Source organism: Pseudomonas sp. NPDC089406, assembly GCF_044900265.1.
GTDB lineage: Bacteria > Pseudomonadota > Gammaproteobacteria > Pseudomonadales > Pseudomonadaceae > Aquipseudomonas > Aquipseudomonas fakonensis.
Genome location: NZ_JBJDNC010000049.1, coordinates 1 through 11,981 on the forward strand (window position 1 = coordinate 1; position 11,981 = coordinate 11,981).

Genomic DNA, 11,981 nt, shown 5'->3' on the forward strand with positions numbered 1-11,981 from the left:
GAGGGCGACCGGCATGGATGCCGGTCGAGCGCCGATCGGGCCAGGGACGGCCCGTCGGCGCGTACCTCCGGAGCAAGCCCGGAGCGAGGGAACCCGGAGCGAAGCGTAGGGCCGGATGATGGGAGCCAGCGTTTTTTGGTTACTTTTTGTCGCGTTTGACAAAAAGTGACCCGCCGTAAGGGCGGAAAGGTGACGAAAAGCAGCCATCGTCAATGAATGCGCATACATCTACAAAAGCAATCATCATGGACTCCGAACCCGAACCCGAACCCGAACCCGAACCCGAACCCGAACCCGAACCCGAACCCGAACCCGAACCCGACTCCGAACCCAATCCCAATCAAATCAAAACCCGAGAACTCGCCACCGCAACCACCCCAACCCCAATCAGAAGATTAACCCCCACCATCCGCCGAATCCGCCCCAAAACCCCAGCCCCCGAAGCCCAATCCTCAGCCTGCACCGCCGCCCGCAGTTCGGGCAGCAGCAACGACTGAATCCGCATGAACAGCGCAAACATCACGATCCCGCCGCCGATCATCACCTGAACGTACCGCGGCGCGGTCTCGAACCCGGCAAAGCGCAGGTGGATCATGCCCACCCCGCTGACAGCCAGAATCGCCACCGCCAGCCAGACCCATCTGAAGAACCGCTGGAAAACTTCCACCCACAGCCGCAGCCGCGCAGGCCCCTCCAGGGCCGCAACCGTTGCCGGGCGTAGCACCAGCCAGGCGAAGAACATCCCGCCAACCCACACCAGGGCGGCCAGGACATGCAGTGTGTAGGGCAGGGCAAAGGCGAGCATCCGGATCTCCATGCGGCACAAAGGGCAATAGCGGGGTATGATAGCCGGCCCATGCGAAACACTGAAAATATATCCAGCCCTCCGGGCGCCCGCAGACCATGATCAGTACCGAACTCAAAGCCACCATCCAGGGCGCCTACTCGCGTTTCCTCGAAGCCAAAAGCCTCAAGCCCCGCTACGGCCAGCGCCTGATGATCGCCGAAGTGGCCAAGGTGCTCGGCGACATCGCCACCGACGACGAAGGCCGCCGTGCGGGCGAGCCTGCCGTGGTGGCGGTCGAGGCCGGCACCGGTACCGGCAAGACGGTCGCCTACAGCCTGGCCGCCATTCCGGCCGCCAAGGCCGCCGGCAAGCGCCTGGTGATCGCCACCGCCACCGTGGCGCTGCAAGAGCAGATCGTGTTCAAGGACCTGCCCGACCTGATGCGCAACAGCGGCCTGAACTTCAGCTTCGCCCTGGCCAAGGGGCGCGGCCGCTACCTGTGCCTGTCCAAGCTCGACGTGCTGCTGCAAGAGGGCCACGCCCAGTCGGCCACCGCCCAGCTGTTCGAGGAAGAGGGCTTTCGGATTGAGGTCGACGAGCGCAGCCAGAAGCTGTTCAACAGCATGATCGAAAAGCTCGCCGGCAACCGTTGGGACGGCGACCGCGACAGCTGGACCGAGACCATCGAAGACCAGGACTGGGCGCGCCTGACCACCGACCACGGCCAGTGCACCGGCCGGCATTGCCCGAATTTCCAGCAGTGCGTGTTCTACAAGGCCCGCGAAGGCATGGGCAAGGTCGATGTGATCGTCACCAACCACGACATGGTGCTGGCCGACCTGGCGCTGGGCGGCGGCGCCGTGCTGCCCGACCCGCGCGACACCCTGTACGTGTTCGACGAAGGCCACCACCTGCCCGACAAGGCCATTGGCCACTTCGCCCATTACTCGCGCCTGCGCTCCACTGCCGAATGGCTGGAGCAGACCGCCAAGAACCTCACCAAGCTGCTGGCCCAGCACCCGCTGCCGGGCGATCTGGGCCGCTATATAGAGCAGGTGCCGGAACTGGCGCGTGAAGTGCGCACCCAGCAGCAGTTCATGTTCACCCTGTGCGAGCAGGTGGCGGACTTCCGTGCCGGCGAGGACATGGAAGGCCGCGACCGCCCGCGCTACCGCTTCGAAGGCGGCGTGGTGCCCGAGCAGATCCGCGAAGTCGGCATCGAGCTGAAAAAAGGCTTCGCCCGCCTCAATGACCTGTTCACCCGCCTGGCCGACCTGCTCAAGGAAGGCATGGACGGCGAGAACAACATCGGCATCGCCAGCCACCAGGCCGAGGAGTGGTACCCGCTGTTCGGCAGCCTGGTGACCCGTGCCCAGAGCAACTGGGAACTGTGGACCGCATTCACCGCCGAAGACCCGGAAGACAACCCGCCCATGGCCCGCTGGCTGACCCTGGCCGAAAACGGCGCGCTGTTCGACATCGAGGTCAACGCCAGCCCGATCCTGGCCGCCGAGATGCTGCGCAAGAGCCTGTGGAACGTCGCCTACGGCGCCCTGGTCACCTCCGCCACGCTGACCGCCCTGGGCAAGTTCGACCGTTTTCGCATGCGCTCGGGCCTGCCCCGCGATGCCGTGCAGTGCGTGGTGCCCAGCCCCTTCGTGCACGGCGATGCCGGGCTTTTGCGGGTGCCCGACCTGGGTGCCGACCCCCGCGATGCCACCGCGCATACTGCGGCGATCATCCGCGAACTGCCGGCCATGGTCGAAGACGCCCGCGGCGCGCTGGTGCTGTTCTCGTCGCGTAAACAGATGCAGGACGTGTTCGACGGCCTGGACCGCGACTGGCGCAAGCTGGTGCTGATCCAGGGCAACCTGTCCAAGCAGGAAACCCTGAACAAGCACAAGGCGCGGGTCGATGACGGCCAGCACAGCGTGCTGTTCGGCCTGGCCAGCTTCGCCGAGGGTGTCGACCTGCCCGGCGCTTACTGTGAGCACGTGGTGATTGCCAAGATCCCGTTCGCGGTGCCGGACGACCCGGTCGAGGCGGCTTTGGCCGAGTGGATCGAGGCCCGTGGCGGCAACCCGTTCATGGAAATCGCCGTGCCTGACGCCTCGCTGCGCCTGATCCAGGCCTGCGGCCGGCTGCTGCGTACCGAGCAGGACCGCGGGGTGATCAGCCTGCTCGACCGGCGCCTGGTCACCCAGCGCTACGGCAAGGCTATTCTCAACGCACTGCCGCCATTCAGGCGGGAAATCGACTGACCGCCGGAGCACGACGCACCGGCCCCGTTGTCCATCACTCAGTCGCGAGCCCATGAGGGCTCAGAAGGAGAGCAACCGCCCCATGATCCGTCGCACCCTGCCCGCCATGCTTACCCTGCTGTTCAGCGCACCCCTGCTCGCAGGGCAACAGACGTTGTTCAGTTTCGTGCGCCCCGCCTCGGTGGTGAACGTCGTCGCCCAGGACGCCGGGATGCCGCAGTACAACGCCGAGCAGACCGCCGAAGGCGAGGTGTTGCGGCGGGTGGTGTTCAACCCGGTGGCAAAGCCGACGCTGCAACTCACCCCGCAGGCCGGGGCCTGGGACTGGTCGGCCGGGCGCTACCTCACCCTGCGTTTGCAAAGTGCCATGGACTGGGCGCTGACCGTGGATGTGCAGGTGCAGGGCAGCGACGGGCGCACCCTCAGCAGCCGCATCGACCTGCCGGCGGGCCCTGCGCAGACGGTGATGATTCCGCTCACTGCCAGCTCGCCGCTGAGCCAGGGCATGCGCGCCGGCCCGCCGATGCCCTGGGCCCACGAAGGCCAGCGCCTGCTGCTGGCCAGCAGCAGCGGCGAAATCGACCTCAAGCAGGTGACCTCGGTCAGCCTCAGCATCCCCAGCCCCAAGGTCGCCCAGAGCCTGTTGATCGAAAAGGTCGGGCTGCAGGACGACGACCTGGCTTACCAGGCTGCTTACAGCCAGTTGGTCGACAGCTATGGCCAGTCCACCCGTGGCAACTGGCCGGAGAAGGTCACAAGCGACGACCAACTCAAGGCCGCCGACAACCGCGAGCAGGCGCAGCTCAAGGCCTGGCTGCTCGAGCGCGACAAGCTCGGCCTGGACCCGTACGGCGGCCTGCAGGCCGGCCCGGCGTTCGAAGCCAAGGGCTTCTTCCGTACCGAAAAACGTGACGGGCGCTGGCACCTGGTAACCCCCGACGGCCACCCGTTCTACTCGCTGGGGGTCAATGCGGTGGCCGCCGATGGCGGGCGCACCTACGTACAAGGCCGTGAAGGCATGTTCAAGGGCCTGCCCGCCGAAGGCGATGCCCTGGCGGCTTTTTATGGCCAGGGTAACAACGACGACGGCAATGCCTCGTCGCAAGGGCGCGGGTTCAAGCAGGGGCGCTGGTTCGACTTCTATGCCGCCAACCTGCAACGCACCTACGGCAAACCCTGTCCGAGCGCTACCGAGGCTTGCCCGCCGCTGGCGTTCGACGCGCCGCGCTGGCAACACCACACCCTCGACCGCCTGCAGGCCTGGGGCTTCAACACCCTGGGCAACTGGAGCGACCCGGGCCTGGAGCAGGCCCGGCGCATGCCCTACACCTTGCCGCTGGCGATCGTCGGCGATTACGCCAGCATCAGTACCGGCATGGACTGGTGGGGGCGCATGCCCGACCCGTTCGACCCGCGCTTTGCCATGGCCACCGAACGCGCCGTGGCCATCGCCGCCCGCGATCACCGCGACGACCCCTGGCTGATCGGCTATTTCGCCGACAACGAACTGGCCTGGGCAGCACCGGGCGATGACCCCAAGGCCCGCTACGGCCTGGCCTACGGCACATTGCGCCTGACCACCGACGTGCCGGCCAAGCGCGCGTTCTTGAAGCAACTGCGCGACAAGTACCGCAACCAGCAAGGGCTGTCTAAAGCTTGGGGCATCGAGCTGAGCGCCTGGGAGTTGATGGAAGACCCAGGCTTCGAAGCACCGCTGCCCAACCCCGAACACCCGGAAATCGAGCGCGATTACCAGTATTTCCAGCTGGTGTTCGCCCAGACCTACTTCAAGACCATTTCCGACGCGCTCAAATGGCACGCGCCAAACCACCTTCTGCTCGGCGGGCGCTATGCGGTGAGCACGCCCGAGGCGGTCAAGGCCTGTGCCGAGTTCTGCGATGTGCTGAGTTTCAACTTCTATACCCTCAAGCCCGAGGACGGTTACGACTTCGCCCGCCTGGCCGAGCTGGACAAGCCGGTGCTGGTCTCGGAGTTCCAGTTCGGCTCGCGCGATCGCGGCCCGTTCTGGCCCGGCCCGGTAGAGGTGGCGCGTGAGGAAGAGCGCGGCCCGGCTTACGCCAACTTCCTCAAGGCCGCCCTGGCCCAGCCGATGATCGTTGGCGCGCACTGGTTCCAGTACCTCGACCAACCTGCCAGCGGTCGGCTGCTGGACGGCGAGAACGGGCACCTGGGGCTGGTGGGTATCACCGACATGGCCTACCCGGGCTTTGTCGATGCGGTGCGCAGGAGCAACCTGCAACTGACCACGCAATTGCGCACCCAGTTGGAAAAGCCCGCACCGTAAGCGCCCCCCTGTAGGAGCCGGCTTGCCGGCGATAGGGCCATCAGCGTTGGCAACAGGCCCGGCCTCATCGCCGGCAAGCCAGCTCCTACAGGTTGCTACCTTGTTTCATGTGAGCAACCAACCACCCAGCCATCTCCAGTAGGCAAACCGTCCAACTACTGAAACAATGCACGCCTTTGCCAGCCAGGTCGTTCGGAGAGGTAGCGGGTGCAGATCCAGGGTCACTATGAGCTGAAGTTCGAGGCGGTGCGCGAGGCCTTCGCCGCGTTGTTCGAGGATCCCCAGGAGCGTGGCGCGGCGCTGTGCATCCAGGTCGGCGGGCAGACCGTGGTCGATCTGTGGGCCGGCAGCGCCGACAAGGATGGCCACGAGGCCTGGCACAGCGACACCATCGCCAACCTGTTCTCTTGCACCAAGACCTTCACCGCCGTCACCGCCCTGCAGCTGGTGGGTGAGGGCAAGCTGGCCCTCGACGCCCCCGTGGCCCGCTACTGGCCGGAGTTCGCCCAGGCCGGCAAGGACAATGTCACCCTGCGCCAGTTGCTCAGCCACCGCGCCGGCCTGCCGGCCATTCGCCAGCTGCTGCCGGCTGAAGCGCTCTACGACTGGCAAGTGATGGTCGACGCCCTGGCCGCCGAGACGCCCTGGTGGACGCCGGGTACTGAACATGGCTACGCCGCCATCACCTACGGTTGGCTGATTGGCGAGCTGATTCGCCGCGCCGATGGCCGTGGCCCGGGTGATTCCATTGTGGCGCGCACCGCACGGCCGCTGGGCCTGGACTTCCACGTGGGCCTGGCTGATGAAGAATTCCACCGCGTGGCGCACATCGCCCGTGGCAAGGGCAACCCCGGTGATGCCGCTGCCCAGCGCCTGCTGCAAGTGACCATGCGCGAGCCCGAGGCACTGTCGACCCGCGCCTTCACCAACCCTCCGGCGATTCTCACCAGTACCAACAAGCCCGAATGGCGGCGCATGCAGCAGCCGGCTGCCAACGGCCACGGCAATGCCCGCAGCCTGGCCGGCTTCTATGCCGGGCTGCTGGATGGCAGCCTGCTGGAGTCCGAACTGCTCGACGAACTGACCCGCGAGCACAGCCTGGGTCAGGACCGCACGCTGCTCACCCAGACCCGCTTTGGCCTTGGTTGCATGCTCGACCAGCCGGAGGTGGCCAACGCCACCTTCGGCCTTGGCGCGCGCGCCTTCGGCCACCCGGGGGCCGGTGGCTCGGTGGGCTTTGCCGACCCTGAGCACGATGTGGCCTTTGGCTTCGTCACCAATACCCTCGGCCCCTATGTGCTGATGGACCCGCGCGCGCAGAAGCTGGTGCGGGTACTGGGCAGTTGCCTTTGATCGGGTAACGCGGGTATTGCCCGGGCCCTTTGACTATCCTCAATGCCGACGCCTGATTGCGTGGGCAAAATTCCTTTCTATTTCATGGTGTATCGCTGATGTCTTCACATAAAACCTTAGCACTCGCCCTGTGCCTGGCCATGACCGGCTGCGCCAGCCACTCGCAGGAGGCGTCGAAGGACGGCGGCCTGAGCTGGTGGCCGTTTGGCTCCGATAAAGTCGCTGACAAGGAAGTGAAGGCCGCCGTTACCGAAAACGTCGCCAAGGCTGACGCCAAGTCCGAGAGCAGCAGCCGTTGGTGGTGGCCGTTCGGCGGGGACGACAGCAAAGCGCAAGCCAAGGCCGCGGTGCCGAAGATCGACCAGAAGGCCACCCAGGCCTGGCTTGACCAGTACGAACCCAAGGTGCGCGAGGCCATCAAGGGCAGCAAGTTCGAGCTGGAGCGCCGCGAAGACGTGCTGGCGGTGACCATCCCGGTGGATGGCGCCTACAACCCGGACCGCCCGAACATGCTGCTGCCGGTGACCCTCGGCCCGATCACCCAGGTGGCCAAGGCCATCGAGGCCGACAGCAAGACCGCCATCCTGATTCTCGGCCACGCCGACAACACCGGTGCCACCGCTGCCAACCAGAAGCTCAGCCTGGAGCGCGCCGCCTCGGTATCGGCGATCTTCCGCCTGAGCGGCCTGCAGCGTGACCGCCTGATGCTCAAGGGCATGGGCTCGCTGATGCCGCGTGCGGCCAACGACAGCGCTGCCGGCCGCGCCTTGAACCGCCGCGTGGAACTGCTGCTGACTCCGCAGAACACCATGGTTGCGCTGCTGGCCAAGTACCAGCAGCCGGTGCCGCCTGCCGCACCTGCCGCGCTGGTAGCTACCCAGGACGTCAAGGCCCCGGCCGCCGCTGCCAAGCCAGCCGCCAAGCCAGCCGCCAAGCCTGCGGCGAAAAAGCCGGTCGCCAAAGCTAAAGCCCCGGCCAAGGCCACCACTGCCGCCAAGAAGAAAGCCGCCCCGGTAAAACCTGCCGCGAAGAAGGCCGCCACCGACAAGAAAGTCGCCGCCAACAGCCCTGCGAAGACCAACTGATCGTCAAGGAAACGCAGCCATGACCCAATCCCTGGCCGATATGCGCCGCGACTACACCCGTGATGGCCTGGCCGAAGCCCAGGCCCCGGGGGAGCCGTTTGCGCTGTTTCACCAATGGTTCGCCGATGCGGTGAAGACCGAGCAGTTGCCGGTGGAAGCCAACGCCATGACCCTGGCCACGGTCGACGCCGACGGCCGTCCGCATTGTCGGGTGCTGTTGCTCAAGGCGCTCGACGCCCGTGGCTTCACCTTTTTCACCAACTACGAAAGCGCCAAGGGCCAGCACATTGCCGCGAACCCTTTCGCTGCGATGACCTTCTTCTGGCCGGCGCTGGAGCGCCAGGTGCGCATTGAGGGGCGGGTGGAAAAGGTCACGGCCAAGGAGTCCGACGACTACTATCAGGTGCGCCCGTTGGGCAGCCGCCTGGGGGCCTGGGCCTCGCCGCAAAGCCGGGTGATTGCCGACCGCGCCGAGCTGGAAGGGTTGGTGAAAGCCACCGAAGCGCGCTTCAGCGATACCCAGCCCGATTGCCCGGAACACTGGGGCGGTTACCGTTTACTGCCGGAACGTGTGGAATTCTGGCAGGGCCGGGCGAGTCGCCTGCATGACCGGCTGAATTACCGGCTGGTGGATGGGCAGTGGTTGCGTGAGCGCTTGGCGCCGTGAATTGAATCAGGCCCAATCGCCGGCAAGCCGGCTCCTGCAGGCCCTGTAGGAGCCGGCTTGCCGGCGATTGGGCTGCAGCGCAGCCCCTCATCGACCTTTCTCGGCCTCCCGCTGCAACCATTCCCCCAACGCCTTGCGCTTGACCTTCTCCTTGCGCGCCCGCTGCAGCAACGCCAGCATGTAAGCCCGCCGCTCGGGGTCATCCCCGGCCAGCGACAGCGCAAGATCACGATCCATCCAGCGGCGCATGCGTACATACAACCAGCCGTGGAAATACAGGCCGGCAATCGTGACTATGACCACGATGAAGTAATCCATGGCTATCCTTGGTCCAACGTGAAAAGCCCGCTCCACAGCCGCTGCTGGCTGTACCCGAGCTGAATGAGAACAAATTTATAACATTTGCGCCGTGACACCCGTCATGGCTAAGCGTCTAATGCTCACCGTGACTTATGGAGATTTTCCTCATGCGTAAATCCGTTTTGCTGGTGGCGAGCTTCACCACCATGTCGCTGCTGCTGGGCGGCTGCCAGTCGTCGTTGACCGGCGACAGTTACTCCCGTGATGAGGCCCGTCGCGTGCAGACCGTGCGCATGGGTACCATCGAATCCCTGCGCCCGGTCAAGATCGAAGGCACCAAGACCCCAATCGGCGGCGGCGCCGGCGCTATCGTCGGTGGTGTGGCAGGTTCCGCCGTCGGCGGTGGCCGTGGCAGCATCGTCGCTGCGGTGATCGGTGCCGTAGCCGGTGGCCTGGCAGGTTCTGCGGCCGAAGAAGGCCTGACCCGCACCCAAGGTGTTGAAATCACCGTGCGCGAAGACGACGGCAGCATGCGCGCCTATGTGCAACAAGTGCAGCAGAACGAAATCTTCCGTGTGGGTGAGCGCGTGCGCATCATGACCGTGGATGGCACCAGCCGCGTTTCGCACTGACCGGCGTATAAAACAAAACCCCGAACGGGCCTGGCCTGTTCGGGGTTTTTGTTTATCTGCAAGGGCCCTATCGCCGGCAAGCCGGCTCCTACAGGGAAACGCAAAACCATGTAGGAGCCGGCTTGCCGGCGATAGGGCCCGTGCAGGCAGTAAAGCTTCAGCGCCCGAGAATATCCCGCGCCACCGCCTCGGCAATGCGAATGCCGTCGACACCTGCTGACAGGATGCCGCCGGCATAGCCTGCGCCTTCACCAGCCGGGAACAGGCCCTTGAGGTTCAGGCTCTGCAGGTCGGCGCCACGGGTGATGCGCAGTGGCGACGAGGTGCGCGTTTCGATGCCGGTCAGCACCGCGTCGTGCAGGTTGTAGCCCTTGATCTGGCGGTCGAAGGCCGGCAGTGCCTCGCGGATCGCCTCGATGGCGAAGGCCGGCAGGCTCGGGGCCAAGTCGCCCAAGGTGACGCCTGGTTTGTACGACGGCTCGACGCTGCCGATGGCCGTGGACGGGCGCCCGGCAACGAAGTCGCCGACCAGTTGCGCCGGTGCCTGGTAGTTGCTGCCGCCCATCACGTAGGCGTGGGCCTCCAGGCGTTCCTGCAGTTCGATACCGGCCAGCGGGCCGCCCGGGTAGTCACGCTCGGGGTCGATACCCACGACAATGCCCGAGTTGGCGTTGCGCTCGTTACGCGAATACTGGCTCATGCCGTTGGTGACCACGCGCCCCGGCTCGCTGGTGGCGGCGACCACGGTACCGCCCGGGCACATGCAGAAGCTGTACACCGAGCGGCCGTTCTTGGCGTGGTGCACCAGCTTGTAGTCGGCGGCGCCCAGTTTCGGGTGGCCGGCGTACTTGCCCAGGCGCGCCTTGTCGATCAGCGACTGCGGGTGCTCGATACGGAAGCCCACCGAGAACGGCTTGGCCTCCATGAACACGCCCCTGGCGTGGAGCATGCGGAAGGTGTCGCGGGCGCTGTGGCCCAGGGCCAGTACCACGTGGCGCGAATCCAGCTGCTCGCCGCTTTGCAGCACCACACCGGTCAGTTGCTCGCCGTCGGTGACCAGGTCGGTGACCTTCTGCTCGAAGCGCACTTCGCCGCCCAGGTTGATGATTTCTTCGCGCATCTTCTCGACCATGCTGGTCAGGCGGAAGGTCCCGATGTGCGGCTTGTTGATGTACAGGATCTCGTCTGGCGCACCGGCCTTGACGAACTCTTCGAGCACCTTGCGGCCGTGGTGCTGCGGGTCCTTGATCTGGCTGTAGAGCTTGCCGTCGGAAAAGGTACCGGCGCCGCCTTCGCCAAACTGCACGTTGGACTCGGGGTTGAGCACGCTCTTGCGCCACAGGCCCCAGGTATCCTTGGTGCGCTGACGCACTTCCTTGCCGCGCTCGAGCACGATCGGCTTGAAGCCCATCTGCGCCAGCAACAGGCCGGCGAAGATGCCGCAGGGGCCAAAGCCCACCACCAGCGGGCGCTGCGCCAGGTCAGCCGGCGCCTGGCCTACGAACTTGTAGCTGACATCCGGAGCCACGCCGATCTTCGGGTCGTCGGCGAACTTTTTCAGCAGCTCGGCTTCGTTGCTGGTTTCGAGGTCGAGGGTGTAGATGAACAGCAATTCGCTGTTCTTCTTGCGCGCGTCGTAGCTGCGCTTGAACAGGGTGAAGCCGAGCAGTTGCTCATCTGCGATGCCCAGGCGCTGGACGATGGCCGCGCGCAGCTCGTCGTCGGAGTGGTCCAGGGGCAGCTTGAGTTCGTTGATTCGTAGCATGGCAGGGTCCAGTATCCCGGCCATGGGCGGCCGGCGGCTTTACACAAACCGCCAAGTATAAGCTGTTCGCCGCCCCGGCTGGCAGGTTAAAAGTGCCCGGTGGTCAGAGGTCGCGGGCGCCGCCGTAGTAGGCGCAGCCCTGCAGGGTCTTGCCGTCGATGCGCAGCTCGGCCTTGAGGTGGCGGATGGCGCCGGTGGCGGGGTCGACGCAGCGCTGCGGCGCGACCCACAGCTCGACCCGCTGGCCGTTGGCCTCGCTGGACAGGCTCAGCCCACCGCCGGGCATTTCTTCTTCAAGAAACGGCAGCGGCAGTGGCTGCTGGCCGACGCGGTTGAGCACCATGCCCTTGCCGCTGGCCTTGATGTCCCAGTCCGGTTCATGGCCGCTGGCGCGCAGGGTGAGCTGCTTGAAGTTCGGGTCTTCGCAGCCACGGGCGCCAGGTTCGAGGCGGTACAGGCGGGTGACGTCGACCTGGCCGTCGCTGCCGGCCTGCTTGCTGCCGGCCAGGCGGCCGCGCAGGTCGGCGAACAGCTTGTCCTTGGAGTCCTTGGCCAGGTTGGCGGCCTCCTGCAGGATCGCGGTGCTGCCGGCGTCGTTGATGACGAACTGGCGGGCCTCGCTGCAGGGTTTGAACAGCAGGTGGCCGCCGCCGGCACTCAGTTCGCCCTGCATGCGCGTGGTACCGATGTTCGGGTCGGCCGGTTTTTCGGCCAGCATCTGGCAACCGGCGAACAGCGGCAGCAGGGCAGTGAGCAGCAGGGTGGGGGTGAGGCGCATGGGGCGGGCTCCGCAAATCTTGCAAAAAGTGCGGGCCACGTTACTCAG

The 11,981-nt window shown here is 65.8% G+C and carries 10 protein-coding genes; 6 read left to right on the top strand and 4 right to left on the bottom strand.

From position 1 onward, the window contains the following. Positions 1 to 340: 340 nt before the first annotated feature. Positions 341 to 805: a CopD family protein gene (locus tag ACI2KK_RS25095; RefSeq protein WP_404671077.1), complete on the bottom strand. Its 465-nt coding sequence runs from the start codon at positions 803 to 805 to the stop codon at positions 341 to 343. A 98-nt stretch (positions 806 to 903) separates the two neighbouring features. Here ACI2KK_RS25095 and dinG point away from each other — a divergent pair, with 98 nt between their 5' ends. The 5 genes from dinG (at position 904) to pdxH (ending at position 8,458) form a co-directional block, all read left to right on the top strand. After that, the gene (gene dinG, locus ACI2KK_RS25100; RefSeq protein WP_217842120.1) at positions 904 to 3,048 is read left to right on the top strand and encodes an ATP-dependent DNA helicase DinG; all 2,145 of its coding nucleotides are present in this window, start codon (positions 904 to 906) and stop codon (positions 3,046 to 3,048) included. A gap of 82 nt (positions 3,049 to 3,130) precedes the next feature. Next, on the top strand, positions 3,131 to 5,353 hold the full coding sequence (locus tag ACI2KK_RS25105) for a beta-galactosidase (RefSeq protein WP_404671078.1): 2,223 nt from the start codon (positions 3,131 to 3,133) through the stop codon (positions 5,351 to 5,353). 207 nt (positions 5,354 to 5,560) lie between these two features. After that, entirely contained in the window at positions 5,561 to 6,706 is a 1,146-nt protein-coding gene (locus tag ACI2KK_RS25110; protein ID WP_404671079.1) for a serine hydrolase domain-containing protein, read from the top strand. Between the two features lie 98 nt (positions 6,707 to 6,804). Beyond that, positions 6,805 to 7,791 carry an OmpA family protein gene (locus ACI2KK_RS25115; RefSeq protein WP_404671080.1) on the top strand — a complete coding sequence of 329 codons (987 nt, stop codon included), beginning with the start codon at positions 6,805 to 6,807 and terminating at the stop codon, positions 7,789 to 7,791. A 19-nt stretch (positions 7,792 to 7,810) separates the two neighbouring features. Then, a complete protein-coding gene (pdxH, locus tag ACI2KK_RS25120) occupies positions 7,811 to 8,458 on the top strand; it encodes a pyridoxamine 5'-phosphate oxidase (RefSeq protein WP_404671081.1) in 648 nt (215 codons plus the stop codon). Positions 8,459 to 8,545: 87 nt separating this feature from the next. Here pdxH and ACI2KK_RS25125 read toward each other — a convergent pair whose 3' ends face one another. Then, positions 8,546 to 8,776, bottom strand: coding sequence for a hypothetical protein (locus tag ACI2KK_RS25125; protein ID WP_404671082.1), 231 nt, complete (start codon positions 8,774 to 8,776; stop codon positions 8,546 to 8,548). A 149-nt stretch (positions 8,777 to 8,925) separates the two neighbouring features. On the opposite strand from ACI2KK_RS25125, the gene ACI2KK_RS25130 reads away from it, so the two are divergent. Beyond that, positions 8,926 to 9,390 (top strand): glycine zipper 2TM domain-containing protein, encoded by a 465-nt coding sequence (locus ACI2KK_RS25130; protein ID WP_217842126.1) that lies wholly within the window; start codon positions 8,926 to 8,928, stop codon positions 9,388 to 9,390. 157 nt (positions 9,391 to 9,547) lie between these two features. Here the strand turns inward: ACI2KK_RS25130 and ACI2KK_RS25135 are convergent, their stop codons facing one another. Next, positions 9,548 to 11,155: an NAD(P)/FAD-dependent oxidoreductase gene (locus ACI2KK_RS25135; RefSeq protein WP_404671083.1), complete on the bottom strand. Its 1,608-nt coding sequence runs from the start codon at positions 11,153 to 11,155 to the stop codon at positions 9,548 to 9,550. A gap of 103 nt (positions 11,156 to 11,258) precedes the next feature. Further along, positions 11,259 to 11,933, bottom strand: a complete 675-nt coding sequence (locus ACI2KK_RS25140; RefSeq protein WP_404671084.1) for a COG3650 family protein — start codon at positions 11,931 to 11,933, stop codon at positions 11,259 to 11,261. Between the last annotated feature and the right edge of the window lie 48 nt (positions 11,934 to 11,981).

Excerpts from the sequence above, each read along its gene's own strand:
- dinG (WP_217842120.1), top strand. The coding sequence starts at position 904 with ATGATCAGTACCGAACTCAAAGCCACCATCCAGGGCGCCTACTCGCGT.
- ACI2KK_RS25105 (WP_404671078.1), top strand. The coding sequence starts at position 3,131 with ATGATCCGTCGCACCCTGCCCGCCATGCTTACCCTGCTGTTCAGCGCA.
- ACI2KK_RS25140 (WP_404671084.1), bottom strand. The coding sequence starts at position 11,933 with ATGCGCCTCACCCCCACCCTGCTGCTCACTGCCCTGCTGCCGCTGTTC.
- ACI2KK_RS25115 (WP_404671080.1), top strand. The coding sequence starts at position 6,805 with ATGTCTTCACATAAAACCTTAGCACTCGCCCTGTGCCTGGCCATGACC.
- ACI2KK_RS25135 (WP_404671083.1), bottom strand. The coding sequence starts at position 11,155 with ATGCTACGAATCAACGAACTCAAGCTGCCCCTGGACCACTCCGACGAC.
- pdxH (WP_404671081.1), top strand. The coding sequence starts at position 7,811 with ATGACCCAATCCCTGGCCGATATGCGCCGCGACTACACCCGTGATGGC.
- ACI2KK_RS25125 (WP_404671082.1), bottom strand. The coding sequence starts at position 8,776 with ATGGATTACTTCATCGTGGTCATAGTCACGATTGCCGGCCTGTATTTC.
- ACI2KK_RS25095 (WP_404671077.1), bottom strand. The coding sequence starts at position 805 with ATGCTCGCCTTTGCCCTGCCCTACACACTGCATGTCCTGGCCGCCCTG.
- ACI2KK_RS25130 (WP_217842126.1), top strand. The coding sequence starts at position 8,926 with ATGCGTAAATCCGTTTTGCTGGTGGCGAGCTTCACCACCATGTCGCTG.